We start from the raw sequence: 25,217 nt of genomic DNA, 5'->3' as shown, positions 1-25,217 counted from the left end.
GTCGCGACCTTAAAAACTGAAGCGATTTGACCCTAATCTAGAGATTCAATGCTCAGGTAATCGATTGCAAGAACTGTCCTACTCGCAGGGAAAGGCTTCGGAGTATGCCGTCCAGATCAAGGTTCGGGCACTGGTATGGCGCGTTTCAGGATTGTTGGTGAGGTACTTTATGGTGACGTCCATCAGCTGTTCGTTTGAAGCCTCAGACGGAACGCAGCTGCCTGTAATGGCCCCGACTGCATCATTTACAGCATCTGTGCCCAATCCCGGGTTCGCTTGCATGATTGCCAATGTCCCGCCCCAAGGAGCGCCCTCCGAATATCCAATAATATACCCAAGACAAAACCCTGCCATGATTTGGTTATCACTCGTGCAGGTATCCAGAAGCTGATTGCCGGTGATCTGTTGCGCATTGGTGGCCGTTGCTGCCGAAGCAAGGCAGAACAATGCCAAAACTCTTCCAATCTGCTTCATGCTCTATCCTTCTTCAGCCTTACCCCTGCTCCGCCGCCATTCTCCGGAATAAACTCTACTCCGGCTGCTTCGAGGGCCTTTCGGATGGCGTTAACAGTTGAGGAGCGCCCACCTATGGGACCGTCTTCCTTCTCTAGCCGCGCGATGGTCGGATATGAAACTCCAGAGTGAGCAGCCAGGTCGTGTTGCGACCAAGCGACTAAAGCCCTTGCCGCCTTCACCTGGCGTATTGATAGAATTTCTATTGACAATGCCACGCCCCTCATGTGATATTTTTTCTATCATACCATGTGAGAGGAATGAAACAATGCCCGACGAGTTCAAAATGACCCGCCAGGAAATGCAAACCGAGGCATTGGTGATCGAAAACCTTCTGGATGCGGCGCTTGTGATGCAAAGCGACCCGAACCGCCAAGAAACGGTCCAGATTATCGAAATGGCTCAAGGGCGCATCGAGCGTCTGGGCAGAGCGCTGGACTCCGTTAACGCAGCCGACTGAGAAAGGACTTATACAATGACCAAAACTGTAAATGACCTGCAACTGGACGCGGTTATGCTCGCGGGACTTATCGGCGGTGCGGAAGTCCTCGCAGATGCAGCGACGAGTATGGATGCACACTGCGTAGAAGCGAAAATGGCACGAAACTCGTTGCCTCCGATGTTCGATGATCTGCGCCGCCGTGCCGACGCGCTGGCCGAAGAATTGGAGCGGTTGGAAAGCGCGACCCGAAACGAGAGGGCCGCGTGATGCCCGAGGCTCAGCAATCCGACACCACTGAAAAGGCCGCAGACCTGCACGCGCTTCTACGCTGTGCAATGGTCGCCGAGGAGAATGAAACATCCGGCCTCGACTGGAAGGGGCTTGAGCGCGTCTTGGGCATGGCCGAGCGCATGGCTTACGAAATCATGAATGAGGTGGAGAGCGTGAAAGGAGCCGGAAACTGAAAATCGCCCTTTTCCTTGTCGTCGGAGGCAGCCTGCAATCGTGGGCTGCCTTTCCCCATTAAGGCTATTTCAAAAATGACATTTCAGTACGACATTAACCGCCAGTGGTCTGACCAGTTCATTCCACAAATCAAGAGCATCGTCGGCAGTCACCTGCTGCAGGCTGCGCCCGATATGCTCGACATGACCCAAGCAACGGATCTAGTGATGCTGGACGCCCGCGATATGCGGATTGCGGCTCGGGTGCGCAGGCCGGGATATGCAGACCGCTACCCCTATCAGTTCACCGTGCGCTCACGGCTTCCCTCAGGCGCAGAAACGGAGCTTTCCAAGATAGTGAACGGCAAGGGCGACTGGCTGTTCTACGGCCATGCCAACGCCTCTCAGACGGCTGTGGAGCGATGGTATCTGATCGACCTGAATGCATTCCGAGCCGCACTGATCCGGCAGGGTGCAGAGGGGCTGTGCTGGGGTAACAAATGCAACCCGGACGGAACGCGCTTCACCTGGTTCGATGTACGCAGCTTTCCGTCTGATCCGCCGTTGGTGGTGGCGAGGTCAATTTAGCGCTCCCCCACGCGCAACGAATGCGCCGAAGTTATTTTTGCGCGCCCAGCCCGCGATGGCTGTTGGCGGAAGGCTTCTTAATGCGCTACCATATTTGCGGTGGAATCACTTTCTAGCCCCAAGGTCTAGCCTAATAGGCACGGGCAACGGCCCGGGGAAGGAGGTGAAAGCCAATGGCAAAATCCACCAGAAAGATTGGACGTAGTGCGGTCACAGGCCGCTTTACTCCGGTCAGCACGGCAAAACGCAAGCCTAATACGCATGTTGTTGAAACCGTGAAAAAGCCGAAGCCTCGCAAGAGCAAGTAAGCTTTGGGGTGATTGTTCTTAGCCGGGCAATCACCCTTTTATCGCCCAAAATCCTTTAGGATTCAATAATTTAAATGAGTCTAAAATCAATGGGATAGCATTGAAGTCGTCCCGAGAGTTTCTGCGATACGTCCCCCGGAAATGAACACCCCCCGAGCCGGAGCAACGGGGGGCTCTTGCAGCGTACTGCAAGCACAGATCATATCGAATATATAGACAAATACTGTGTAATAATCAATAAAGCGATATGTCGAAAGAGCGTGTTAAGGTCTATTTTGACGGCTTCAATATGTATCATGCCCTGCATGCGCTCAGGGAAAATCACCTTAAATGGGTGAACCTCCACAAGCTTTCCAAGAGACTTTTAAGGCCGCGCACCCAGACGCTGGATGGCGTTGTATATTGCTCCGCATTGGCTAACCACTTTACCGGAACCAAGGACCACAATAAGCTCGCACGCCACATTGCTTACAGAAATGCGCTCGAAGCCAAAGGAGTCGATTGCAGAATGGGGAAGTTCGCAAAACGCGACCTTTTCTTCACGCGACACAACTACCGGGCAAAATGGAAACGTAGAGAGGAGAAGCAAACAGACGTGCGCATTGCAATTAGCTTGGTGGAAGACGCTTATGAGAACGAATTTGACACAGCACTGATAGTTTCCTGCGACTCGGATCTCGTTCCAAGCTTTGAGGCAGTTAAACGGCGCTTCCCGGAAAAACGGTTAGTCACGGTTGCTCCGCCAGGCCGCAAGCATAACGACGAATTGCTCGCGTTGGCCGATTACCACCTTTCGGTCAAAACCAAACAGGTACGTGAATGCCTCTTTGGCGCAAGAATAATGCGCAACAAAAGCATTGTGGCGGTGCGCCCACCAGAATACCGGCCCTAGTCAGTTAAAATCGCGCAGAGCCCCTTTAAAAATTTCCATGTGAAAAGTTACACTCTCGACGTTTCCCACTGCGTAGAGTGATCAGCACGTGAACAAGTTCGGCACTGTGAAAATGCCGACAACTTTCATCCGGAAATGTAGGGCACTAAATACAAAACCACCCTACGACAGCCCCCAGCATCGACCTTAAGTCAGACCCGATGATGGTAAAAATGATGGGACACGACACTGGCCACGCCACTTTTTCATTAATAATCAGAAACTTACAGGGGTGTTTTGGTAGCGGAGGAGGGACTTGAACCCCCGACACGCGGATTATGATTCCGCTGCTCTAACCACCTGAGCTACTCCGCCAAACCGTGGCGCTAGTTAAGACAGGCGTACCAAGGCGTCAAGTCCGGAATTCGCCCTTTTTCATCTTGCGGCGACCCCGCGCCGCGCTCACTCTGCACACCATGTCAACAGATGCAGACACCCTGCTTTCCGACCTTCGCAACGCCCTCGGCGCGCCCCATGTGCTGACCGGCGACGCCGCCGCGCCCTACCGGATCGACTGGATGGGGGATCGCCGACCCGAGCCACTGGCCGTTCTGCGCCCCGCCGACACCGGCCAGGTCTCCGCCATCCTGCAAGCCGCCTCGCGTCACGGCACCCCCGTCGTGCCGATCTCGGGCAACACCGGCCTCACCCACGGCACCGACGCCGGCGGCGGGCTGCTCCTGTCACTCGACCGCCTCAACACTATCCGCGAGATCCGCCCCGACGCCCGTGTCGCGGTGGTCGAGGCCGGCGTCATCCTCGCCCACCTGCACGAGGCTGCCGAAGCCCACGACCTGATCTTTCCGCTCACCTTCGGCGCACGCGGCTCGGCCATGATCGGCGGCGCGCTCTCGACAAACGCGGGGGGCTCGAACGTGGTGCGCTATGGCTCCACCCGCGGCCTCTGCCTCGGGATAGAGGCGGTCATGGCCGATGGCCGCGTGCTCGACCTGATGAGCCCCGTGCACAAGGACAATTCCGGCTACGACCTGCGCGACCTGCTGATCGGCGCCGAGGGGACGCTCGGCATCATCACCGCCGCCGTCCTTAAACTCGCGCCCAGGCCCCGTGCCTATGTCAGCGCCATGGCCGCCTGCCCCTCGATCGACGCCGCCCTCAAGCTCCTGCATCGGCTTCAGGCCGAAACCGCCAACTCGGTCGAGGCGTTCGAGCTGATGCCCGGCAACTACATAGACGCGCACCTCACGCGCCATCCCGACGCCCGTGCGCCCTTCGACGACCGCCACGACGTCAACATCTTCCTCGAACTCGGCGCCCTGTCGGCCCGCGATGCCACGCCGGACGCCAAAGGCGCCGTGCCCATGGCCACCCATCTTGAAACCGTGCTTTCGGACATGCTCGAGGCCGGCGACATCCTTGACGCCACCGTTGCCCAGAACGCCGCCCAGCGGTCCGAGATGTGGGCAAGGCGCGAGGCCGCCGCCGAGCTGACCCGCCTGCATTCCCCGGTCGTCGACAACGACATCGCCGTCCCGCTCGACCGCATGGCCGACCTGATCGAAGGGATCGAGGCCGAGACCCGCGCCATCGACCCCGGCATCCGGTTTCTGCACGTGGCCCATCTTGGCGACGGCAACCTGCATTTCTCCGGCTGGCCCTCGACCGACGACACCGAAGCGCATGCCGCCATTGTCCGCGCGGTCGAGGATGTGGCGATCTCGCTCGGCGGGTCTTTCTCGGCAGAACATGGCGTCGGGCTGTCCAAACGCCCTGCCATGGCCCGCCACAAGGACCCAGTGGCGCTCGACATCATGCGCAGCATCAAGGCCGCGCTGGACCCGCAAGGCATACTCAACCCCGGCAAGGTCCTACCGCCATCCGGGTCATGATCCGGCGCAGTACCGGCGAAGCAGCGCGCCGGCACTTTGGTACAGATCCGGTCTTTTTGATCACTTGACCACCGCTGGCCGCTTAAAATTTACGCATTTATTGGTATATTTTTGGTTCAAGCCCTGTGGGCGTCGAAAAATTTTAACGCGCAACCAAAGGTAGAAGGCATCCACCGACTTCAAACCCAGGCTGTGAGCCCCACCGCTCTGCATTCTCTGGTTTACGAAGAATTTTCATAACCTTACGCCCCACAAGGAGCCGCGCACCCGATACCGCAATGGCTCGTCCCCTCCTCCGACCCGCCCAGAAAACGCTGCCTTCCCGTCCCTTCCGCAGCCGAAAAAACGTTTGGCGGAACGCGTTGGACCCGCTTGAGTAATGGCGTCGCCGGAATCGAAGCGTACGGGACTGCGCACTCCGGCCAACACGGAGGTAAAAGAAAAATGGAAGAACAACTCGCGGAACTTGCGGCCCAGGTGGCCGCGATGGAGGCGAAGGGGAACATGACCAACACCATGTTCGCGGAGACGTACTATTACCTCTCCATCCCCCTCATGATCATCATCCACGCAGGCTTCCTTGCCTATGAAATGGGGGCATCGCGCGCCAAGAACGCGTTGTCGTCGGGGGTCAAGAACATCCTCGCCTTCGCGTTCGTCATACCGGCCTTTTATTTCTTCGGCTGGTGGGTTTACTGGGGTTTCCCCACGGGCTTCTCGCTCTCCGAAGGGCCCAACGGGATCTCCGGCGCGGGCTATGCCAACGCCATCGCCTTCCCTTGGGGAGAGTCGGCAGCCTACATGGGCCCCAACACCGAAGACCAGATCGACGGCGTCTTCTGGGGCGCCTTCACGCTCTTTGCCGCTACCACCGCCTCTATCATGTCCGGCGCCGTGATCGAACGGATCCAGACCGTGGGCTTCGTCATCCTCGCCATCATCCTCGGCGGCTTCAGCTGGACGCTCGCGGCGGCCTGGGGCTGGCACGCGGATGGCTGGCTGGTACAGGACTGGGGCGTGCATGACTTCGGCGCAGCGGGGCTTGTCCACGCGGTCGCGGCCTTCTTCGCGCTCGGCGTTCTGATCAACCTCGGCCCGCGCATCGGCAAGTTCAATCCCGACGGCACGGCCAACAACCTTGCCGGCCACAACATGCCCTTCACGGCCACGGGCCTCATGCTCATCGTCGTCGGCTTCTGGGGCTTCCTGATGGCCTGCCTGGTCGTCGGTGGCGAGGCTTGGTCCTGGGGTGCAAACTTCACCACGATCTACGGCACGCCCACCAATCTTGGCGCACTGACCTTCAACATCCTGATGGGGGTGTCCGGCGGCATCATCGGCGCATGGCTGTTCACCCGCGATCCGTTCTGGATGATGTCCGGCGCGCTGGCGGGCCTCATCTCGGTGGCCTCGGGTCTCGACATCTACTTCCCGTCGCTGACCTTCATCATCGCCATCTGCGCGGGCATCATGCTGAAACCCGCCGCCACGATCCTAGAAAACATGGGGATCGACGACGCCGTGGGCGCGGTCACCGTGCACGGAACGATGGGCGTCTTCGGCATGCTGATGCTGGGCATCTTCGCCAGCGGTTACCCCGCCCTCACCGGCGAAGGCGCACCGACGGTCAGCTTTATGGGCCAGCTTGTCGGCATCGTCGTCTTCGTGGTGATCGGGTTCAGCACCGGCTATGTCAGCTCTCTCATCCTGAAAATGGTGGGGATGCTGCGCGTGCCCGAGGCGGCCGAAATCGCGGGTCTGGACACGGTCAAGGTACCGGCACAGGCCTATCCCGAAGGCATCATGGCGTCGCCCCCGGCGTCGCAGTAACGAAAGGAAAGAACCATGGGATTTCCCTTTGAAAACGCATCCTGGGACGGTGTCAGCGGCGTGATCTTCGTCGGCGGTGCTGGTGGCCACACGCTGGTCTACAGCCTGATCGCCATCGGCATCTGCATCGCCGCCCTGCTCTTTGGCAACGGCATCGAGTCGACCAAGTACAAGAAGCACAAGTAAGCCTCGGCTCACCTGCTTGAGACGCCCCGCGGTCCCGCCGCGGGGCGTCTTGCATGGGGGCAGGGTCAAATGGCCGTGAAGGCTCCGATTAGCCCTGTTACCCTACGCCTTCGATGCTAACCCTGTTGGCATGAAACAGTTGCTCGCCCCCCTCGCCCTCATCCTCACCCTGACCTTACCCGGTCTTCCGGCCTTCGCCTGCGGGCCCGACACCGACTGCCGGATTGGCGACCGCAGCTACCGCATATACCTGCCACGGGGGCAGGACGGCACCACGCCCATGGGCGCACTGATCTTCGCCCATGGCTACAAGGGCTCGGCGGCGGGCACGATGCGCAACGGCGCGCTGCGCGGCATGGCCGACCTGCTTGGCATCGCGCTGGTCGCGGCCAACGCCAAGGGTGACGACTGGCGCCTGCCCGGCACGCCCTCGGGCGGCGTCACGTCTCCCGAAACCGAGCTGGGCTATTTCGACGCCCTGCGCGACGACATCCTGGCCAACACCGCGATCGACCCGGACCGCATCGTCGTGGCCGGCTTTTCCGCGGGCGGGATGATGATCTGGACACTGGCCTGCCACCGGCCCGCCGACTATGCCGGGTTCATTCCCGTCGCCGGCACCTTCTGGGCGCCCACGCCGGACAGCTGCACGACACCCCCCGCCGATATCATCCATGTCCACGGCACGTCCGACCGGATCGTCCCGCTCGCGGGCCGCGCCATCGGCGAGGCACGGCAGGGCGATGTCGAAACCGTCCTCGCCATGTACCGCCGGGTCGGCGGGCACGAGACGTCGAAGACCCCCGCCTTGCACGACGGCCTGACCTGCGACGCGTGGACCGCCCCCAACGACACGCGTCTGACCAAATGCCTGCATCCCGGCGGCCACAGCTTTCGCACCGAGTGGATCGCCGCCGCGTGGAACCTGATCTTCTCCGGTTGACCAGACGCACTTTACCTCGCCCCCGCCGCCGCTAGGTCCTGAAACGAATGCAATGCAAGGGACCCGCATGAGCCAGCACATCACTATCCTCGGCGCCACATCCGGCATCGGCCATTGCGCTGTTGACGAGGCGCTACGCCGCGATCACACCGTCCGTGCCTTTGCCCGCTCCGCCGGCGACATGGCCTCCCGCCCCGGGCTGGAGCCTTTCCCCGGCGACGCGCTCGACCCCGCCAACGTGGCAGATGCGCTCAAGGGCACCGACGCGGTGATTTACGCACTGGGGATCAAGGAAAGCGTCTCGATGCTCTGGAAAGAGGTCACGCTCTTTTCGGAAACCACCCGCATCCTTCTGGACGCCATGCAGACGGCGGGCGTTTCCCGCCTCGTCGCCGTCACCGGCTTCGGCGCGGGTCGCAGTCGCGCCGCCATGAGCAGCGTTGAGAGCCTCGGGCACAAGGCCATTCTGGGCCGACCCTACGCCGACAAGGACCGGCAGGAGGCGCTGATCATGGACAGCCCGCTCGACTGGACCATCGCCCGCCCCGTGATCCTGTCCAACGGCGCCCGCACCGGCACCTGCAAGGTGTTGCGAGAGCCCAAGGCGTGGCGCAACGGCCTGATCTCGCGCGCTGATACCGCCTGTTACCTGGTCGACGCGATCGCGGATGGTCTCGACATCCGCGGCGATGTCGTCCTCACCCGGTGAATTCGCGGAACTGGACTTATCGCGTTAAGTTTTTATTCACCCAATGGATGCTGCGTTCGCGAAATCCGCGAGACCCGTTAACCTGTCATCCGGCGGGACTGGCACTGTCGTGATACGACCCGAATACCGACGCGATACCGACACTCGAAATCGACGAATTGGCGGCCTTAACCTTCGAGTCCCGAAATGCTCAGCGGTCGCGTATCGCCCGGAACGCCGCTGACGCGCCCCAGCCCGCCGCGATTGCGATGGCCAGCGACATCAGGCCATAGATCAACGGCTGCTCCCGCGACAGGTTGAAGATCCACCGCTCCAGCCCGACCTTCTGCACCCCGATGGCCGTCTCGTAGGTCGCCACGATCTCGCCGCCTCGCGTCAGGAAGATCCGCGTCGCATAGGCCCCTTCCGTCAGGTTCGCCGGCATCTCGATCGAGGTGCGGAACAGTGTCTGCTCGTCCAGCGACACCGCCCCTTCCTGCAGGCTGTAGGCCCCGTTGGCCTTGCGAATACGGATCACCGCCTCGGTAAACGCCTGCGGATCGACCGTGGCACTTGCCGCGCCGACCGACCGGATCGCTCGCGGGATCGAGATGCTGTGGCGCAGGTCCTCGACATTCGACAGAACCTTGTCGAGCGGCCCGGTCGTTGCGATTGCATAGAAGGACGGCGCCCGGTCCACCTCGACAGAGTCGACATTGACCCAGATCCCGAACCGACGCTCCTTGCGGCGCACCACCACGGGCTTGCTCGGCCCAGCAATGGTCACGATCACATCCAGCGGTTCCTCGGGCACCGGCGCCTCACGCTTGACCGCACCGAACACCAGGATCTCCGAGCCGTCGAAGGTCGCCGTGATCGCCACCTTGTCCCGGCTCAAACCCAGCACGACCTCCTCGGCCATCAGCGGCCCGGCCATGAACAGAAGGGCAATCAGCCAGCGCATCAATGTCCCTCCGCCGCGCCGATGGAATAGAGCTCCGACGGCATGATCAGCAGATCCAGCGCCAGTTTGAAGCAGACCGCCAGCACCATCATTGCCAACAGGATGCGCAATTGCTCGGCCTTCATCCGAGTGCCGATCGTCGTCCCGATCTGCGCCCCGATCACGCCCCCGATCAACAGCAGAACGGCCAGCGCAACGTCCACGGTAAAGTTCGTGGTGGCGTGCAAGAGCGTGGTGAAGGCGGTCACGAAAATGATCTGGAACAGCGACGTGCCCACGACCACCTTGGTCGGCATGCCCAGCAGGTAGATCATCGCAGGCACCATGATGAACCCGCCACCCACGCCCATGATCGCCGCCAGCACGCCCACAGCGATACCCACCAGCACCGGGGGAATGACGCTGATATAAAGCCCGCTTGTGCGGAAGCGCATCTTGAACGGCAGCTTCTGGATCCAGGTGTGTTTCTTCCGCGCCGCGGGCTTGCCCGACTTGCTGCGCCGGATCGCCCGCAGGCTTTCAAAGAACATCATCCCGCCGATAATGCCGAGGAACACGACATAGCACAGCCGCACCAGCAGATCGACCTGCCCCAACGAGCGCAAGTAGTTGAACACCACGACACCCAGCGCGGCCCCGATCAGGCCCCCTATGAGCAGCACGGTGCCCATTCGGAGATCAACAGTTTTTCGCCTCAGATGCGCCAGCACGCCCGAAAAGGACGACGCGACGATCTGGTTCGCCTCGGTCGCCACGGCCACCGCCGGCGGAATGCCGATGAAGAACAGAAGCGGCGTCATCAGGAACCCACCGCCCACGCCGAACATGCCCGACAGCACACCCACCAATCCGCCCAGTCCCAAAAGCAGGAACGCGTTGACCGAAACCTCGGCGATGGGAAGGTAGATCTGCATAACCCGTGTTAGCCCCGCCTCAGGGCTTTTTGCAAGTGCGGCATCGGCATTGCCGCCTCAGGTCTGATCAATTTATGTGAACTGGCCTTACGAAGCGTGAACGCATCGGTCCATGTGCTTCCGTTTCCGAAACTTTTGAGACACCTGGGGCAGTTAGCGCTCTTTCACGTAGGGCACACCGCCCGATTTCGGGGGAATCGCCTTGCCGACGAACCCCGCCAATATAACCACGGTCAGAATATACGGCGCCGCATCCATCAACTGCGTCGGGATCGTTATCCCGCCAACTTCGAGGTTCTGATAGCGCAGCGCCACCGCCTGCAACAAACCGAACAGCAGCGTTGCCCACAGCGCGTACCACGGCCGCCACTTGGCAAAGATCAACGCCGCCAGCGCGATATATCCCCGCCCCGCCGTCATGTCCTTGACGAACCCGGCCTGCAGTGCGGTCGACAGGTACGCCCCCGCGACCCCGCACAGAACGCCACAGATCGCCAGCGCCGCGAACCGCATCCCCGGAACGCTGATACCCGCCGTATCGACTGCCTCGGGGTTCTCGCCCACGGCGCGCAGGCGCAGCCCGAAACGGGTACGATAGAGAACCCACCAACTGGCCGGGACGCAGAGAAATGCCAGGTAAACCAGTATCGTATGCCCCGACACCAGCTCGCCATAGACCGGCCCAAGGCTGTCCGCAAAGGGCAGGTCGATCGGCTCGAACCGCGCGCCGCTGCCCAGTGACGGCGTCCGCCCCGCCTCCTGGAACCAGTCCGCCGCGATCAGCACCGTCAGCCCCGCCGCCAGGAAATTGATCGCCACACCCGATATCAGCTGGTTGCCCCGGAACGTGATGCTGGCCAGCCCGTGCAGACCCGACAGCAGCATCGACGACCCGATGCCCGCCAGCAGCCCGATCAAGGCCGACCCCGAGACATAGGCGACGGCGGCTGAAAAGAATGCGGCCATCAGCATCTTGCCTTCCAGCCCGATGTCGAAAATCCCTGCCCTTTCGCTGAACAGCCCCGCAAGACAGGCCAGCAGCAGCGGTATGGCCAACCGCACCGTGCTGTCGAGAACTTGCAGAAGGGTCAGGAACTCCATGCGGTCAACTCTCCGATGTCGCCATCTTGTAGGCGGCAAAGCCGAAGAAACTGCCCAGCCCCGCTTCGATCCACCGCCGCCCGCTGGCATAGGCCGCCCGGATAGGGCTCGAGGACAGGAACAGCGCCCAGGCCGCATGCATCGTGAAACTGATCACGAAGGCCCCGGCGACGAAGGCGGCAATCACCGGCGCCGGCGCGCCCTCGACCGCGCCCACCGCGGCGATGGCCAGCCAAAAGACAATCGCCTTGGGGTTCGTCACCTGCAACGCGTAGCCCTGCGCAAACAGCTTCGCATTCGCCTGCTTCGGCGTCTTAATCACCGCCACTCTTGGCGGGTGCAGCGCCTTCCTGAAAGCGCCGTAGGCCAGCCACACCAGGTAGGCCGCGCCCACCAGCTTCAAAAGGCTCATCGCCCAGGCCGCCTGCGACAGTATCAGGCCCACGCCCAGCATGGTCAGGATGTTGATCGTCATGCTGCCGGTGGCGATCCCCGCGCAGGTCACCAGTGCCGGCCCCCGCCCCTGATTGGTCGAGATCCCCAAGAGCATCGCCACCGCTGGCCCGGGCGAGGACGCCCCCACCAGCAGGATGGCATAGGCGGCGATAAAGCCGGGAAGGTAAGGCGCGAAATCCGTCATGGTACGAGGCTCCGAAAAGGTCTGACCCTCGCACATTGCCACACAACGCCACACCCCCCTAGCCTCAACACTTCGCTCCAGGCCGAACCATGCACGCTCATGCCTTCCGCCTCCGCCGCAGCGCGCCGTAGGCCCGCTCCATCGGCATCCGCACCATGTTGTCCAGCGCCCCGGTGAACAGGATCACCAGCGCCTGTATCACCACGATCAACTCGCGCGGTATCGACGTCCACAGGCCCAGTTCGCCCCCGCCCTGGTACAGAAACCCGAACAGGATCGCCGCCAGGAACACGCCCAATGGATGGTTCCGCCCCATCAGCGCCACCGCGATCCCGATGAACCCCGCGCCCTCGGTCGGGTTCAAGAGCAGCCGCTCCGCCTCGCCCATCACCACGTTGACGGCCATCAACCCGGCCAGCCCGCCCGAGATCAGCATCGCCACCACGACGATCTTCACCGGCCCGATGCCGGCATAGCGGGATGCCGTTTGCGAATAGCCCAGCGCCCGGATCTCGTAGCCCAACCGCGTCCGCCAGATCAGCACCCAAACGAACAGGCAGGCCAGCACTGCCACGAACAGGCTGATATTCACCGGCGCCGCCTTGGAAAACGAAATGCCCAACGGCGCGAGCATGTCGTGCAGGGTCGGCAAAGTGGCCCCTTCCGGGAACCGCGCCGTGGCCGACTCGACCGATCCCGCCGGGCGCAGCACCCCGCCCAGCAGGTAGTTCAGCAGCGCGGCCGCGATCAGGTTGAACATGATCGTCGTGATCACGATGTGACTGCCCCGCGTCGCCTGCAGCCACGCCGGGATCAGCGCCCAAAGCGCCCCGAACACCGCGCCCCCGACCACCGCGGCCGGCAGCGCAAGCGCCCAATGCGGCCAGGGCAGCGCCAGGCACACCAGCGCCACGCCAAGCCCGCCCAGCATCGCCTGCCCCTCGGCCCCGATATTGAACATCCCCGCATGGCTCGCCACGGCAAAGGCAAGGCCCGTGAACATGAACGTGGTCGCGTAATAGAGCGTATAGCCCCAGCCATAGGTCGACCCGAACGCGCCCACGACCATGATCCGCAGCGCCTCGACCGGGCTTTCCCCGATACCAAGGATCACCAGCGCCGACAGCAGTGCCGCCAGCAACAGCGACACCAACGGCACCAGTACCGCGTCGGCCCAGCCGGGGAGCCTATCCATGCCCGCCTCCCTGCCCGGCCCTGTGCGCCGTGCCGTGTTCCTCGGCGTGTTCCCGCGCCTGCGCCGCCTGCGCTTCCTGCACGGCGGCGGCGGCATCGTCGGGCCGTCCCTCGATCCCGGCCATCAACAGGCCCAGTTCCGTCTCGTCCGTCTCACCCGGCAGGCGCTCGCCCATGATCCGCCCGTCGAACATCACCGCGATCCGGTCGCTCAGAGCCATCACCTCGTCCAGTTCCACGCTCACCAGCAGGATCGCCTTGCCCGCATCCCTGAGCGCGATGATCTGGCTATGGATGAACTCAATAGCCCCGATATCCACGCCCCGCGTCGGCTGACCCACCAACAGCAGGTCCGGATTCCGCTCGATCTCCCGCGCCAGCACGATCTTCTGCTGGTTGCCACCGCTGAAATGCTTGGCCGACAGTTTCGCATCGCGCGGCCGCACGTCGAACCGCTCCATCTTGGCCGCGGCCTCGGTCAGGATACCCGCGTTATCCATCAACAGGCCCGCCCCCGACGCCGGCCCCCTGTGATATCCGAACACACTGTTTTCCCACGCGGAAAACGCCATGATCAGCCCCTCGCGCTGCCGGTCCTCGGGCACGTGCCCCACCCCCGCCGCGCGCCGCGCCTTGCCATCCGCGCCACTGCCGGCCAAGGCCAGATCAATGCCGTTCACGGCCACGCGGCCCGTGGCGGCCCGCATCCCGCCAAGAACCTCCAACAGTTCCGACTGCCCGTTCCCGGCCACCCCGGCCAGCCCCACGATCTCGCCCTTGCGCACCTGCAGGTCGATACCGCGCAGCCGCTCCACCACCTGCCCGTCGACCACATGCAGGTTCTCGACCTCCAGTACCACGTCGCCGGGCCGGGCCGGCTCCTTCTCGACGCGCAACAGCACCTTGCGCCCCACCATCAACTCGGCCAGTTCCTCCGGCCCTGTCTCGGCGGTCCGGACCGTCGCCACCATCTCGCCCCGCCGCATGACGCTGACGTCATCGGTGATCTCCATGATCTCGCGCAGCTTGTGGGTGATCAGGATGATCGTCTTCCCCTCGTCCCGCAGCCGGGCAAGAATGCGAAACAGCTGATCCGCCTCCGCCGGAGTCAGTACACCCGTGGGCTCGTCGAGGATCAGGATATCCGCCTGCCGGTAAAGCGCCTTCAGGATCTCGACCCGCTGCTGCATCCCCACGCCAATATCCTCGATCAGCGCATCGGGTGTGACGTTCAGCTCGTATTCCTTCGCCAAAGCCGCCAATTCGCGCCGCGCCTTGGCAAGGCTCGGGCTCAGCAGCGCCCCATCCTCTGCACCAAGGATCACGTTCTCCAGCACGGTGAAGTTCTCCACCAGCTTGAAATGCTGGAACACCATCCCGATACCCGCCGCAATCGCCGCCTGGCTGTCGGGAATGCGCGTCTCCTGCCCTTTTATGAAGATCTGGCCACTATCGGCCTTGTAGAAACCATAGAGGATCGACATCAGGGTCGATTTTCCCGCCCCGTTCTCGCCGATGATCCCGTGAATGGTCCCGGGGGCCACCTTGATCGAGATATCCTTGTTGGCCTGCACCGGACCAAAGGATTTCGATATCCCCTGCAATTCGATGGCCGGCGCCACGCTCATGCGCCCGTTCCCTTGAAGCCGACGATCCGGGTCAGGCGTTCATCCGAGTCCACCTCGATTACGAATTGCCCCGGCTGGATGTGGCCGTCCGCCATTATGAACTCCACCGTCGCGCGGATGATGCCGTCTCGTGCGTCCATATTCGCGATCTGAGCAATCGCACCCGGGGCCATGGCCGAGTATTGCCCAACGTAGTCTATCACGGACGCCGTCCCGACCAACGCCTCCTCCAGCCGCGGGTCGGCATAGCGCACACCGGCCGCCAGCACATCGTTCAGAACGGCCATCCGCGCCTCCGCTTCGCCGTCGCCCCAGGCGTTGAAAAACCGTCTGACGCTATCGCTCATGGCAGCCTCCGGCTAGCGCCGGGCCACCCTCGCGGCCCGGCAATACATTCCTACGACACCGGGCAGGTATTGTCGGACATGTAGTCGTGCACCTCCAGCTTGCCATTCGCGATCTTCTCGGCGGCGGCGTCCACGGCTTCTCTCATGTCAGCCGTCACAAGGCTCTCGTTATGCTCGTCCAGCGCATAGGCCACCCCGTCATTCGACAGGCCCATCACGTTCAACCCCGTCTCCACGTCCTCACCCGCCGACATCGCGTCGTAAACGGCATTGTCCACGCGCTTGACCATCGAGGTCAGAACGCTGCCCGGATGCAGGTAATTCTGGTTGCTGTCCACGCCGATGCCCAGCACGTCCTCGTCGGCGGCGGTCTGCAACACGCCCGTCCCGGTGCCGCCCGCCGCGTGATAGATGACGTCAGCCCCCTGGCTGATCTGCGCCTTGGTCAGCTCGGACCCTTTGACCGGGTCGTTCCACGCCGCAGGCGTCGTCCCGGTCATGTTCTGGATCACGGTCGCGTCCGGATTGGCCGCTTTCACGCCCTGCACGTAGCCGCAGGCGAACTTGCGGATCAGCGGGATTTCCATGCCGCCGATAAAGCCCACCGTGCCGGAGTCGCTCGCCATCGCGGCCATCATCCCCACAAGGTAGCTGCCTTCATGCTCGTTGAAGACGACCGAGCGCACGTTGGGTTCTTCCACCACCATGTCGATGATCACGAACTTCGTGTCGGGATAATCCGGCGCCACCTCGCCCAATGTCTCGCCGAAGGCAAAGCCGACCATCACCACTGGGTTGTTGCCGTTCTCGGCAAAGCGGCGCATGAACTGCTCGCGCTGCGCTTCGGATTCCAGCTCGACCTCGTTATAGCTGCCGCCGGTTTCCTCGGCCCAGCGCGAGGCACCATTGTGGGCGCTTTCATTGAACGACTTGTCGAACTTGCCGCCAAGATCATAGATCAACGCCGGATCGGCCAGAGCACCTGCCGTGCTCAGTGCCAGCGTGGCGGCCGCGCCCATGAGGGTTTTCATCAGTGTCATGCATATCTCCCTGAGGTGCGGGGCGGTGCGCTGCTGACCGGAAGGGTTGAATCACGCTCGCCCCCTTGTTGATTCCGGCAAGTAGGCCGCAACTGGCTATTCGGGTCAAGGTGAACAGCGGCTTGCCGCAGGGTAAGCCCCGCATCACGCCATACACCCGGCGCGAAACCATCCAACACGCCGTCCCGGACTTGATCTGGGACCTCCTGACGCGATCGCACGCGCCTCTGCGTAGGGTGGGTGAAAACCCACGCGCCGCCTAAACCGTCAAATCCAACGCCGCCTGCAACAAGGTCTTCGTGTACTCGGTCTTGGGGCTCTCGAAGATCTCCTCGGACGCCCCGTATTCCACGATATCGCCCTGCTTCATCACCACCACCTTGTGGCTCATCGCCCGCACAACGGCCAGGTCGTGACTGATGAAGAGATAGGTCAGCCCGTATTTCACCTGCAACCGGCGCAGCAGGTCCACGATCTGCACCTGCACCGTCATGTCCAGCGCGCTCGTCGGTTCGTCCAGCACCACCAGCTTTGGCCGCAGGATCATCGCGCGGGCGATGGCGATCCGCTGCCTTTGCCCGCCGGAAAACTCGTGCGGATAGCGGTCCATCGTCTCGGGGTTCAGCTCGACCTCGCGCATCACCTCGGCCACCAGCTCGCGCAACGGCCGGCCGTCGGGGTTGCCATGCACGCCCAACCCCTCCGCGATGATTTGTTCACAGGTCATGCGCGGGCTCAGGCTGCCCACCGGGTCCTGGAACACGATCTGGATATCCGAGCGTTTGCGCCGCAGCTTGCGGGTGGACCACTCGCGCATGTCCTCGCCCTCGAACCGCATCTCGCCTTCGGACTCGATCAGCCGCATCAGCGCCAGCGCCAACGTGGTCTTGCCCGACCCACTTTCGCCCACGATCCCCAGCGTCTCACCCCGGCGCACATCGATGTCGGCCTCGTTCACCGCCTTCACATGGCCCACCGTGCGCTTCAGCAGCCCCTTCTGGATCGGGAACCAGATGCGCAGCCCATGCGTCTCGACCAGCGTCTCGGCCCCCTCCGCTACCGGCTCCGGCACGCCCGAGGGCGCAGCGCCCAGCAGCTTTTTCGTATAGTCATGCTGCGGGTTGCCGAAAATCTCCTCTGTCGGCCCGCTCTCGACGATCTCGCCGTCCTTCATCACGCAAACCCGGTCGGCGATCCGCTCCACCACGCCAAGGTCATGGGTGATGAACAACAGCCCCATATCCTCCTCGCGCTTCAGCTCCGCCAACAGCTCCAGAATCTGCGCCTGGATCGTCACGTCCAACGCCGTCGTCGGCTCGTCCGCGATCAGAACGTCGGGCTTGTTCGACAGCGCCATGGCGATCATCACCCGCTGCCTCTGTCCGCCAGAAAGCTGGTGCGGATAAGCGCCCAGCCGGCTTTCGGGGTCGCGAATACCCACGCGGTTCAGCAATTCCAGGATGCGCTCCCGCACCGCCGCGCCGCGCAGCCCCTGGTGCAGCTCGATCGACTCGGTCAGCTGCTTTTCCAGCGTGTGCAGCGGGTTCAGGCTGGTCATCGGCTCCTGGAAAATGAAGCTGATGTCGTTGCCCCGCACCTTGCGCAGCAGCTTGTCATTCGCGCCGATCATCTGCTGGCCGTCATAGGTCACGCTGCCCTCGACAATGGCGCTTTCCCCCAACAGAGACACGGTGCTCAACGCCGTCACCGACTTGCCCGACCCGCTTTCACCCACCAGCGCCACGGTCTCGCCGCGGTCCACGCTGAACGTCACGCCGCGCACGGCCTGCGTCACCGCACCGTCCTGGCGGAAGCCCACCTTCAGGTCTTTGACTTCAAGCAGGCTCATTGAAAGGTCTTTCTGGGGTCGAATGCGTCGCGCACGCCTTCAAAGATGAAGACCAGCAGCGACAGCATGATCGCGAAGGTGAAGAACGCGGTAAAGGCAAGCCAAGGTGCCTGCAGGTTCTGCTTGGCCTGCAAGGTCAATTCCCCCAGCGAAGGCGCACCCGAAGGCAGGCCGTAGCCCAGGAAATCCAGTGTCGCCAGCAGGCTGATCGTGCCGGTGATGATGAACGGCAAAAAGGTCAGCGTCGCCACCATCGCGTTGGGCAGCATGTGGCGGAACATGATCTTCATGTTGCCGACGCCCAGCGCCTTGGCCGCGCGCACGTACTCGAAATTGCGCGCGCGCAGGAACTCCGCCCGCACCACGCCCACCAGCGCCATCCACCCGAACGCCACCATGATCCCGACGAGCAGCCAGAACCCCCTCGGCAATATCGAGAACAGGATGATGATCACGTAAAGCTGCGGTGTCGACGCCCAGATCTCGATGAACCTCTGAAAGAACAGGTCGATCCGGCCGCCGAAATACCCCTGCACGGCCCCCGCCACGACGCCGATGACGGACGAAAAGAACGTCACCACCAGCGTGAACATCACCGCCAGCCGGAAGCCGTAGATCACGATCGCCAGCACGTCCCGCTTGGTGCCATCCGTGCCCAGAAGGTTCTGATCGTTGGGCGGCAAGGGCGCTGCCCCGGGTCGGTCAACCGGCGTGTCGTGGCTGTAGGGGATAAGCGGCCAGAGCGTCCAGCCCTTCTCGATCGCCTCTCCCATCACCTCGCCGTCCTGGGCATCCTCGATGATCCCCTCGGGATCGTCGAAGCAATCCACCAGCCCGCCCGATACGATCAGGCATTCGACCTCCGGGTCGGCATAGACCGCCTCGGTCCGGAAATCCCCGCCGAACTCGGTCTCGGGATAGAACTTGAAAATCGGCATGTAGTACGCGTCGCGGTACTTCACCAACAGCGGTTTGTCATTGGCCACGAACTCCGCCGGCAGGGTGATCACGCACAGCAGCGCAAAGATGATCAGCGACCAGAACGCCCGCTTGTTGCGCTTGAAGTTACGCCAGCGGCGCTGGTTCAGGGGGTTGAGCTTGATCATCTCAACCCGACCTCTTCTCGAAGTCGATGCGCGGATCGATCAGCACATAGGTCAGATCCCCGATCAGCGCCACGACCAGCCCGATCAGCGTCGTCAGGTACAGCGTTGCGAACATCACCGGGTAATCGCGCCCGATGGCGGCCTCGAAAAAGAGCCGCCCCAGACCATCCAGCGAAAAGATCGTCTCGATCAGCAGGCTGCCCGTGAAGAACACGCTCACGAACACGCCCGGAAAGCCCGCGATCACGATCAGCATCCCGTTGCGGAACACGTGCCCATACAGCACCTTGCGCTCGGTCAGGCCCTTGGCGCGCGCGGTCATCACGTATTGCTTCTTGATCTCGTCCAGGAAAGAATTCTTCGTCAGGATCGTCAGGGTGGCGAACCCGCCGATACTCAGCGCGGTGACCGGCAGCACGATGTGCCACAGGTAATCCAGCACCTTGCCGATCACCGTCATGTCTTCCCACCCGTCCGAGGTCAGGCCCCGCAGCGGGAAGATCTGCCAGTAACTGCCCCCCGCGAACAACACCAGCAGCATGATCCCGAAGAGGAACGCGGGGATCGCATAGGCCGCGATGATGATCCCGCTGGTCCAGGTGTCAAAACTGCTGCCGTCCTTCACCGCCTTGCGAATACCCAGCGGGATCGACACGAGATAGGACAGCAGCATCGTCCAGATGCCCAGCGTGATACTGACCGGCATCTTTTCCAGCACCAGGTCCATCACGTCGATCTTGCGGAAATAGCTCTCTCCGAAATCGAAGGTCGCGTAGTTGACCAGCATGTTCAGGAACCGCTCCAGCGGCGGCTTGTCCAACCCGAACTGTGCCTCCAGTTCGGCGATGAACTCCGGCGGCAGGCCCTGCGATCCGATGTAACCGCTGTCATCCTCGTTGCCGGTCACGGCACCATCCTGCTCGCTGCCCGCAAAGCCGCCGAACACGTCGCCCTGCCCCTGGATGTCGGCAATCGCCTGCTCCACGGGGCCGCCGGGCAGGAACTGCACCAGCGCGAAGTTGATGATCATGATCCCGATCAGCGTCGGGATGATCAGCAACAGCCGTCTTACGATATAGGCGCCCACCCGTGGCCCCCTATGCCCGCGGGATGCGCGTCAGCGCCCCGTCTTCCAGAACCTGCCAGATCGTCAAAGCGCTCCCGCCTCTCTCAGCTTTTCGGCTTTCTCGGCGTCGTACCACCAGAAGTCCAGCGTTCCCAGAAGATAGGGCGGAATTTCCTCGGGATGCGCGTACTGGTCCCAATAGGCGACCCAGTGATCGGGGGCATAACCATCGGGGATCACCACGAACTCATGCCGCAACGCCCGGTCGAGCGCGCGGATCGTCATGTCCTCTTCTTCCTGGCTTTCGGTCATCAGGGATTCCTCGATGATCCGGTCCACCATCTCGCTGCGCAGCCCGGCAGGGTTGAACAGGCCATCGGCGGCCTCGGTCCCGAACCGCTGGGCAAGGCCCGTGCCCGTGCCCATCAGCGCCGGATAGCCGTCGAACACCAGGTCATAGTCGTGGTCGCGCTCACGCTTGGTGAACTGCGCGCTGTCCACGGCCTCGACCCGCGCATCGATGCCCAAGTCCTGCAGGTTGGAGACGAAGTTCTCGGCCACGGCTTTTTCCGTCGGCTGTCCCGACGCGTTCAGCAGGAAATCGAGCCGCAGCACGTTGCCGTCCTCACCGCGCATACGGCCATCGTCGCCCACGGTATATCCCGCCTCCTGCATCAGCCGCAGCGCCTGCCGCTTGTTCTTGCGAGAGGTCAGCCGCGCGGGATCGCTTGTATGCGGCACCCACGGCTCGGTCGTCTTGACGTCTTCGGGCACGACGTCGCCCAGCGAATTCAGGAACTCCAGTTCGTCCCCCTCGGGCACGCCGGTCGCTTCCAGCGGGGTGCCGGTGGAATAGGACCGCTGCTGCTCGTAGAACCCGGCGAACAGCGACTCGTTGGTCCACTCGAAATTGAACATCAACGCCACCGCCTGCCGCACGCGCTTGTCCTGCAACACGTCACGGCGGGTATTGAACACGATGCCGGTCATCTGCGGCGGTGACCCGTCCGGGATCGCCTCCAGCTTCACCCAATCCTTGTTGGCCGCCGGGAAATCATAGGCGCTGGCCCATTGCTTGGGGTCCGCCTCGGTGCGGTACGTCACCTCCCCCGCCTTGAACGCCTCGAAGGCGGCGGTGGAGTCCGCGAAATACTCCAGCCGGATCGTATCGAAATTGTGCCGGCCCTTGTTGATCGGCAGGTCCCAGCCCCAGTAATCGGGGTTGCGCTTGATCACCACGCGGCGGTTCGGCTCCACCTCGTCGATGACATACGGCCCAGACCCCGGCGAAATCTCCAGCCGCGGCTCGTCCAGTCGCGCGCCGGTTTCCTCGTACCACGCCTTGGACCAGATCGGCACCGTGCCCACCTGGTCGATCAGGCTGCGGCGCGAAATGCCGTCCGCGAAGTAGAACTTGACCCTGTGTTCGTCCAGCACCTCGACCTTCGGAATGCGCTTGCGCACCGCGTCGGCATAGCTTTTCAACCCCTGGTCCAGCAGCAGGTTGTGCGAAAACGCCACGTCCTCTGCCGTGACGGGCGTTCCGTTCGAGAACGTCGCCTCGGGCCGCATATGGAAGATCACCCACGACTTGTCCTCGGGGTATTCGACCGTGTGCGCCACCAGCCCATACATGCCGTTCATGTCGTCGCCCGGCAGGCTGCCCGATCCGGCCAGAACCTGGCCCAGAAGGCTTTCGTACATGATCGTCGACAGGGCCGAGGCGCGGCCATTGCGAGTGTAGGGATTCATCGAGTCAAAGCTGCCCGCCAGCGCAATGGAAATCTCGCCGCCCTTGGGCGCGTCGGGGTTCACATAGCTGAAATGCTCGTAATCCTCGGGATACTTCAACTCTCCGAAATAGGAATAGCCGTGGCTCTTGATGATGGTCTCGTCCGAGCCCTCATCCTGTGCCAGCGCGGTCGTTGCGGCCAGCGCCGCGATGCAAAGCCCGGTGAGGGCGGCGGTCAGGAAACGGGTGCGGGAAACTGCTACGGCCCGGGTCGTGGCCCGGCTGTGGCGTCGGGTCATTCTTCTCTCCTCTTGACCTGCCTGATGTGGGGTCTTTGTTCTTGCAAGGCAAGCTAAAGTAGGAACGAAACGGGTTTCAAGCGCCGAAAGCCGGATTCCCGTTCAAACTTCCCGTGAGGCGACGTCTTGCCGACTCTCCGCGCCGCACCGCCCATGAAAAAGCCGCCGCTCCGGACCGGAACGGCGGCTTTCTGACTTTTTCAGGTCCCGGCTCAGTTGCCGGTGGACTCCAGGTACTTCACCAGGGCCGCGCGCTCTTCTTCCTTGCGCACGCCGCGATAGGCCATCTTGTTGCCCGGCGCATAGCCCTTGGGGTCTTCCAGCCACGCGTTCAGCTCGTCCGCAGTCCACTGACCGTCCAGACCGGCCAGCGCGTCGGAGTAATTGAAGCCTTCGACCGAGCCGATGTCACGGCCGACGACACCCACCAGGTGCGGGCCGACGCCGTTGGCTTCTTCCTCGGCCTTGTGGCAGGCGGCGCATTTGCGGAATGCCTGCTCGCCATCCGCGGCGTCAGCCGCGGCGACCATCTCGGCAAAGGCCGAACCTCCACCCTCACCGCCCGAGCTTTCCTCGGCGGCCTGCTCCTCAGAGCCGCCCTCGTCAGAGCTTTCTTCGGCAGACGATTCCTCGGTTGCTTCCTCTTCAGAGCCTTCCTCGGCGGACGCTTCCTCGGTGGCTTCTTCTTCAGAACCTTCCTCGGCGGACGCCTCTTCGGTGGCTTCCTCTTCGGAGCCTTCCTCGGCCGACGCCTCTTCAGTGGCTTGCTCTTCCGAACCCTCTTCGGCGGATGCCTCTTCGGTCGCCTCTTCTTCAGTGCCTTCCTCGGCAGATGCGCTCTCTTCCGCGCCTTCCTCGGCGGCAACTTCCGTCATGTCGCCATCGGTCTGGTCAAGAAAGGCGATCACGTTGGCGCGGTCCTCCGGCTTGGACAGGCCGTTATAGCTCATCGACGTCCCCGGCGCATAGCCCGACGGGTTCTCCAGGAACGCGTAAAGATTCTCGGGCGTCCAGACATCCGCCGCCTCGCTCAGCGCGCCGGAATAGCTGCCATAACCATCGGCACTGCCAACATCACGCCCGACCACACCGTAGAGGTGCGGGCCGACGCCGTTCGCGCCCTCTTCCGCCTGGTGGCAGGCCTTGCACTTGCCGAAGACGCGCTCGCCCGCGCCCACATCGGCGTCGGAATAAAGCGAGGCCAGCGTCACCGCTTCCTCTTCTTCCTCACCGCCACCTTCGCCTTCGTCTACCTCGATGACGTAGGCCGCCTGATGCTCCTCGCCGTGACCACCGCCACCGACGTGATAGATTTCCTCCGCAGCCCACTTGCCAAGAAGAAAGACCAGGAACGTACCGCAAAGGCCGCCCATGATCTTTGTGAAGGTCATTGTGTCAAACATAGCCCGCTTCCATCTGAATCTCTCGCGCGGTATCTATCCGCTTCCCCTCGGGCGGCGCAAGGTGTAGTTTCCGCGACCAAACGCCCGCCTTCGGCAAAATTAAGCGGGAAATGGTAAAAATCAGGCGAAGAACCAACGACATGACCAAACGCATCGCCTTTCAGGGAGAGCCCGGCGCCTATTCCCACCAGGCCTGCCGCGACACCTATCCCGACATGGATACCCTGCCCTGCCGCACCTTCGAGGACGCGATCGAGGCCGTCCGCTCGGGCGAGGCGGACCTTGCCATGCTGCCGGTCGAAAACTCCACTTTCGGGCGCGTGGCCGACATTCACCACCTGCTTCCCGACTCCGGCCTGCACATCATTGCCGAGGCTTTCGTGCGCGTGCATATCAACCTGCTGGCCCTGCCCGGCGTGTCGCTGGAACAGGTCAAGCGCGCCAAAAGCCATACGATGCTTTTGGGCCAGTGCCGCGCATTCCTGGCACAACACGACATCCAGCGCGTCACCGGCGCCGACACCGCGGGCTCGGCCCGCGAGGTGGCCCAGGCCGGCGACCCCGAGATGGCCGCGCTCGCCTCCGAACTCGCCGGAGAGATCTACGGCCTCGACGTCCTCGCCCGCGAGATCGAGGACGAGGGCAACAATTCCACCCGCTTTCTCGTCATGTCGCGCGAGCCCGACCGTTCCTATCGCGGCGAAGACGGCATGATGACCACCTTCGTCTTTCAGGTGCGCAACATCCCCGCCGCGCTTTACAAGGCCATGGGCGGGTTCGCCACCAACGGCGTCAACATGACCAAGCTGGAAAGCTACATGGTCGGCGGCTCCTTCACCGCGACGCAGTTCTACGCCGATATCGAGGGGCACCCCGACGACCCCGGCGTCAAGCTGGCGCTCGAGGAGCTGGATTACTTCACCTCCGACATCACGCTTCTGGGCGTCTACCCCGCCGATCCGCGCCGCCACTAGAACCTTTCGCCAAAACCCGGAATCCGCAGCTTGCGGCCAAGCACAGCGCAAGGCTTGACCGCTTCGCGCGGCGCGTCCTCAACCGATATTTCAGGTAAAAGCCGGGATGCATGAGACCACATTCCGGCATCGAAGGCCGTCCACGCCGCCTGCCACAAGGTCAATTATTACAAACGCACCGTTACATCCAAAACTGCACCCATTTGGTGCGCTTTTGCACAAAACCTATGTAACAATA

General features: G+C 62.6%; 27 protein-coding genes and 1 tRNA gene. 12 read left to right on the top strand and 16 right to left on the bottom strand.

The window, feature by feature from the left end:
- Positions 1-78: 78 nt before the first annotated feature.
- Both RBB18_RS13840 and RBB18_RS13835 read right to left on the bottom strand, forming a co-directional pair.
- Positions 79-474 (bottom strand): Rap1a/Tai family immunity protein, encoded by a 396-nt coding sequence (locus RBB18_RS13840; RefSeq protein WP_306111521.1) that lies wholly within the window; start codon positions 472-474, stop codon positions 79-81.
- Complete coding sequence (locus RBB18_RS13835; RefSeq protein WP_306111522.1) at positions 471-740, bottom strand: helix-turn-helix domain-containing protein; 270 nt, start codon at positions 738-740, stop codon at positions 471-473. Before RBB18_RS13835 ends, RBB18_RS13840 begins: the two co-directional genes overlap by 4 nt.
- A 41-nt stretch (positions 741-781) precedes the next feature.
- Here RBB18_RS13835 and RBB18_RS13830 point away from each other — a divergent pair, with 41 nt between their 5' ends.
- The 6 genes from RBB18_RS13830 (at position 782) to RBB18_RS13805 (ending at position 3,186) form a co-directional block, all read left to right on the top strand.
- Entirely contained in the window at positions 782-973 is a 192-nt protein-coding gene (locus RBB18_RS13830; protein WP_306111523.1) for a hypothetical protein, read from the top strand.
- 15 nt (positions 974-988) lie between these two features.
- Positions 989-1,222 (top strand): hypothetical protein, encoded by a 234-nt coding sequence (locus tag RBB18_RS13825; protein WP_306111524.1) that lies wholly within the window; start codon positions 989-991, stop codon positions 1,220-1,222.
- Positions 1,222-1,419 (top strand): hypothetical protein, encoded by a 198-nt coding sequence (locus tag RBB18_RS13820; protein ID WP_306111525.1) that lies wholly within the window; start codon positions 1,222-1,224, stop codon positions 1,417-1,419. Before RBB18_RS13825 ends, RBB18_RS13820 begins: the two co-directional genes overlap by 1 nt.
- Positions 1,420-1,494: 75 nt before the next feature.
- Complete coding sequence (locus RBB18_RS13815) at positions 1,495-1,986, top strand: hypothetical protein (protein WP_306111526.1); 492 nt, start codon at positions 1,495-1,497, stop codon at positions 1,984-1,986.
- 173 nt (positions 1,987-2,159) lie between these two features.
- On the top strand, positions 2,160-2,294 hold the full coding sequence (locus RBB18_RS13810) for a hypothetical protein (RefSeq protein ID WP_306111527.1): 135 nt from the start codon (positions 2,160-2,162) through the stop codon (positions 2,292-2,294).
- 247 nt (positions 2,295-2,541) lie between these two features.
- The gene (locus RBB18_RS13805; RefSeq protein ID WP_306111528.1) at positions 2,542-3,186 is read left to right on the top strand and encodes an NYN domain-containing protein; all 645 of its coding nucleotides are present in this window, start codon (positions 2,542-2,544) and stop codon (positions 3,184-3,186) included.
- 277 nt (positions 3,187-3,463) lie between these two features.
- Here the strand turns inward: RBB18_RS13805 and RBB18_RS13800 are convergent.
- Positions 3,464-3,540 (bottom strand) — tRNA-Met (locus RBB18_RS13800).
- A 101-nt stretch (positions 3,541-3,641) separates the two neighbouring features.
- Between RBB18_RS13800 and RBB18_RS13795 the strand changes: the two genes are divergently transcribed.
- The 5 genes from RBB18_RS13795 to RBB18_RS13775 all read left to right on the top strand — a co-directional run bounded on the left by RBB18_RS13795 (position 3,642) and on the right by RBB18_RS13775 (position 8,743).
- Positions 3,642-5,075 (top strand): FAD-binding oxidoreductase, encoded by a 1,434-nt coding sequence (locus tag RBB18_RS13795; RefSeq protein WP_306111529.1) that lies wholly within the window; start codon positions 3,642-3,644, stop codon positions 5,073-5,075.
- Between the two features lie 444 nt (positions 5,076-5,519).
- Positions 5,520-6,905: an ammonium transporter gene (locus tag RBB18_RS13790; RefSeq protein WP_103763154.1), complete on the top strand. Its 1,386-nt coding sequence runs from the start codon at positions 5,520-5,522 to the stop codon at positions 6,903-6,905.
- 15 nt (positions 6,906-6,920) lie between these two features.
- Positions 6,921-7,091 carry a hypothetical protein gene (locus RBB18_RS13785; protein WP_170067187.1) on the top strand — a complete coding sequence of 57 codons (171 nt, stop codon included), beginning with the start codon at positions 6,921-6,923 and terminating at the stop codon, positions 7,089-7,091.
- Between the two features lie 130 nt (positions 7,092-7,221).
- Complete coding sequence (locus RBB18_RS13780) at positions 7,222-8,034, top strand: PHB depolymerase family esterase (RefSeq protein ID WP_103763153.1); 813 nt, start codon at positions 7,222-7,224, stop codon at positions 8,032-8,034.
- A gap of 67 nt (positions 8,035-8,101) precedes the next feature.
- Positions 8,102-8,743, top strand: coding sequence for an NAD(P)-dependent oxidoreductase (locus RBB18_RS13775; protein WP_306111530.1), 642 nt, complete (start codon positions 8,102-8,104; stop codon positions 8,741-8,743).
- Between the two features lie 190 nt (positions 8,744-8,933).
- On the opposite strand, the gene RBB18_RS13770 is transcribed toward RBB18_RS13775, so the two are convergent.
- The 13 genes from RBB18_RS13770 to RBB18_RS13710 form a co-directional block, all read right to left on the bottom strand.
- Positions 8,934-9,686 (bottom strand): TIGR02186 family protein, encoded by a 753-nt coding sequence (locus tag RBB18_RS13770; protein ID WP_103763151.1) that lies wholly within the window; start codon positions 9,684-9,686, stop codon positions 8,934-8,936.
- Entirely contained in the window at positions 9,686-10,600 is a 915-nt protein-coding gene (locus RBB18_RS13765; RefSeq protein ID WP_103763150.1) for a sulfite exporter TauE/SafE family protein, read from the bottom strand. Before RBB18_RS13765 ends, RBB18_RS13770 begins: the two co-directional genes overlap by 1 nt.
- Before the next feature lie 153 nt (positions 10,601-10,753).
- Positions 10,754-11,701, bottom strand: a complete 948-nt coding sequence (locus RBB18_RS13760; RefSeq protein ID WP_103763149.1) for an ABC transporter permease — start codon at positions 11,699-11,701, stop codon at positions 10,754-10,756.
- A 4-nt stretch (positions 11,702-11,705) separates the two neighbouring features.
- Complete coding sequence (locus RBB18_RS13755) at positions 11,706-12,341, bottom strand: LysE family translocator (protein ID WP_103763148.1); 636 nt, start codon at positions 12,339-12,341, stop codon at positions 11,706-11,708.
- Positions 12,342-12,438: 97 nt separating this feature from the next.
- Positions 12,439-13,536 (bottom strand): ABC transporter permease, encoded by a 1,098-nt coding sequence (locus tag RBB18_RS13750; protein WP_103763147.1) that lies wholly within the window; start codon positions 13,534-13,536, stop codon positions 12,439-12,441.
- Positions 13,529-15,163, bottom strand: coding sequence for an ABC transporter ATP-binding protein (locus RBB18_RS13745; RefSeq protein ID WP_306111531.1), 1,635 nt, complete (start codon positions 15,161-15,163; stop codon positions 13,529-13,531). Before RBB18_RS13745 ends, RBB18_RS13750 begins: the two co-directional genes overlap by 8 nt.
- On the bottom strand, positions 15,160-15,510 hold the full coding sequence (locus RBB18_RS13740; protein ID WP_306111532.1) for a molecular chaperone GroEL: 351 nt from the start codon (positions 15,508-15,510) through the stop codon (positions 15,160-15,162). The genes RBB18_RS13745 and RBB18_RS13740 overlap by 4 nt, the downstream gene beginning before the upstream one ends.
- Positions 15,511-15,560: 50 nt before the next feature.
- Complete coding sequence (locus RBB18_RS13735) at positions 15,561-16,550, bottom strand: BMP family protein (protein WP_306111533.1); 990 nt, start codon at positions 16,548-16,550, stop codon at positions 15,561-15,563.
- A 259-nt stretch (positions 16,551-16,809) separates the two neighbouring features.
- Positions 16,810-18,399, bottom strand: coding sequence for an ABC transporter ATP-binding protein (locus RBB18_RS13730; protein ID WP_274593155.1), 1,590 nt, complete (start codon positions 18,397-18,399; stop codon positions 16,810-16,812).
- The gene (locus tag RBB18_RS13725; protein WP_103763436.1) at positions 18,396-19,502 is read right to left on the bottom strand and encodes an ABC transporter permease; all 1,107 of its coding nucleotides are present in this window, start codon (positions 19,500-19,502) and stop codon (positions 18,396-18,398) included. The genes RBB18_RS13730 and RBB18_RS13725 overlap by 4 nt, the downstream gene beginning before the upstream one ends.
- Positions 19,503-19,506: 4 nt before the next feature.
- Positions 19,507-20,592 carry a microcin C ABC transporter permease YejB gene (locus tag RBB18_RS13720; RefSeq protein WP_306111534.1) on the bottom strand — a complete coding sequence of 362 codons (1,086 nt, stop codon included), beginning with the start codon at positions 20,590-20,592 and terminating at the stop codon, positions 19,507-19,509.
- Between the two features lie 63 nt (positions 20,593-20,655).
- On the bottom strand, positions 20,656-22,602 hold the full coding sequence (locus RBB18_RS13715; RefSeq protein WP_274593157.1) for an extracellular solute-binding protein: 1,947 nt from the start codon (positions 22,600-22,602) through the stop codon (positions 20,656-20,658).
- A gap of 212 nt (positions 22,603-22,814) precedes the next feature.
- Entirely contained in the window at positions 22,815-24,005 is a 1,191-nt protein-coding gene (locus tag RBB18_RS13710; protein ID WP_274593158.1) for a cytochrome c family protein, read from the bottom strand.
- 140 nt (positions 24,006-24,145) lie between these two features.
- Between RBB18_RS13710 and RBB18_RS13705 the strand changes: the two genes are divergently transcribed.
- Positions 24,146-24,979 (top strand): prephenate dehydratase, encoded by an 834-nt coding sequence (locus tag RBB18_RS13705; protein ID WP_103763139.1) that lies wholly within the window; start codon positions 24,146-24,148, stop codon positions 24,977-24,979.
- Positions 24,980-25,217 lie beyond the last annotated feature (238 nt).

Source organism: Roseovarius sp. MMSF_3298 (assembly GCF_030733705.1).
Classification (GTDB): domain Bacteria; phylum Pseudomonadota; class Alphaproteobacteria; order Rhodobacterales; family Rhodobacteraceae; genus Roseovarius; species Roseovarius confluentis.
Note: the sequence above shows the minus strand (reverse complement) of the source record. Positions and strands in the feature narration are given on the sequence as shown.

What these genes read in the sequence shown, in the direction of transcription:
- RBB18_RS13840 (WP_306111521.1), bottom strand. Translation starts at nt 474, where the DNA reads ATGAAGCAGATTGGAAGAGTTTTGGCATTGTTCTGCCTTGCTTCGGCA.
- RBB18_RS13835 (WP_306111522.1), bottom strand. Translation starts at nt 740, where the DNA reads ATGAGGGGCGTGGCATTGTCAATAGAAATTCTATCAATACGCCAGGTG.
- RBB18_RS13830 (WP_306111523.1), top strand. Translation starts at nt 782, where the DNA reads ATGCCCGACGAGTTCAAAATGACCCGCCAGGAAATGCAAACCGAGGCA.
- RBB18_RS13825 (WP_306111524.1), top strand. Translation starts at nt 989, where the DNA reads ATGACCAAAACTGTAAATGACCTGCAACTGGACGCGGTTATGCTCGCG.
- RBB18_RS13820 (WP_306111525.1), top strand. Translation starts at nt 1,222, where the DNA reads ATGCCCGAGGCTCAGCAATCCGACACCACTGAAAAGGCCGCAGACCTG.
- RBB18_RS13815 (WP_306111526.1), top strand. Translation starts at nt 1,495, where the DNA reads ATGACATTTCAGTACGACATTAACCGCCAGTGGTCTGACCAGTTCATT.
- RBB18_RS13810 (WP_306111527.1), top strand. Translation starts at nt 2,160, where the DNA reads ATGGCAAAATCCACCAGAAAGATTGGACGTAGTGCGGTCACAGGCCGC.
- RBB18_RS13805 (WP_306111528.1), top strand. Translation starts at nt 2,542, where the DNA reads ATGTCGAAAGAGCGTGTTAAGGTCTATTTTGACGGCTTCAATATGTAT.
- RBB18_RS13795 (WP_306111529.1), top strand. Translation starts at nt 3,642, where the DNA reads ATGTCAACAGATGCAGACACCCTGCTTTCCGACCTTCGCAACGCCCTC.
- RBB18_RS13790 (WP_103763154.1), top strand. Translation starts at nt 5,520, where the DNA reads ATGGAAGAACAACTCGCGGAACTTGCGGCCCAGGTGGCCGCGATGGAG.
- RBB18_RS13785 (WP_170067187.1), top strand. Translation starts at nt 6,921, where the DNA reads ATGGGATTTCCCTTTGAAAACGCATCCTGGGACGGTGTCAGCGGCGTG.
- RBB18_RS13780 (WP_103763153.1), top strand. Translation starts at nt 7,222, where the DNA reads ATGAAACAGTTGCTCGCCCCCCTCGCCCTCATCCTCACCCTGACCTTA.
- RBB18_RS13775 (WP_306111530.1), top strand. Translation starts at nt 8,102, where the DNA reads ATGAGCCAGCACATCACTATCCTCGGCGCCACATCCGGCATCGGCCAT.
- RBB18_RS13770 (WP_103763151.1), bottom strand. Translation starts at nt 9,686, where the DNA reads ATGCGCTGGCTGATTGCCCTTCTGTTCATGGCCGGGCCGCTGATGGCC.
- RBB18_RS13765 (WP_103763150.1), bottom strand. Translation starts at nt 10,600, where the DNA reads ATGCAGATCTACCTTCCCATCGCCGAGGTTTCGGTCAACGCGTTCCTG.
- RBB18_RS13760 (WP_103763149.1), bottom strand. Translation starts at nt 11,701, where the DNA reads ATGGAGTTCCTGACCCTTCTGCAAGTTCTCGACAGCACGGTGCGGTTG.
- RBB18_RS13755 (WP_103763148.1), bottom strand. Translation starts at nt 12,341, where the DNA reads ATGACGGATTTCGCGCCTTACCTTCCCGGCTTTATCGCCGCCTATGCC.
- RBB18_RS13750 (WP_103763147.1), bottom strand. Translation starts at nt 13,536, where the DNA reads ATGGATAGGCTCCCCGGCTGGGCCGACGCGGTACTGGTGCCGTTGGTG.
- RBB18_RS13745 (WP_306111531.1), bottom strand. Translation starts at nt 15,163, where the DNA reads ATGAGCGTGGCGCCGGCCATCGAATTGCAGGGGATATCGAAATCCTTT.
- RBB18_RS13740 (WP_306111532.1), bottom strand. Translation starts at nt 15,510, where the DNA reads ATGAGCGATAGCGTCAGACGGTTTTTCAACGCCTGGGGCGACGGCGAA.
- RBB18_RS13735 (WP_306111533.1), bottom strand. Translation starts at nt 16,550, where the DNA reads ATGACACTGATGAAAACCCTCATGGGCGCGGCCGCCACGCTGGCACTG.
- RBB18_RS13730 (WP_274593155.1), bottom strand. Translation starts at nt 18,399, where the DNA reads ATGAGCCTGCTTGAAGTCAAAGACCTGAAGGTGGGCTTCCGCCAGGAC.
- RBB18_RS13715 (WP_274593157.1), bottom strand. Translation starts at nt 22,602, where the DNA reads ATGACCCGACGCCACAGCCGGGCCACGACCCGGGCCGTAGCAGTTTCC.
- RBB18_RS13710 (WP_274593158.1), bottom strand. Translation starts at nt 24,005, where the DNA reads ATGTTTGACACAATGACCTTCACAAAGATCATGGGCGGCCTTTGCGGT.
- RBB18_RS13705 (WP_103763139.1), top strand. Translation starts at nt 24,146, where the DNA reads ATGACCAAACGCATCGCCTTTCAGGGAGAGCCCGGCGCCTATTCCCAC.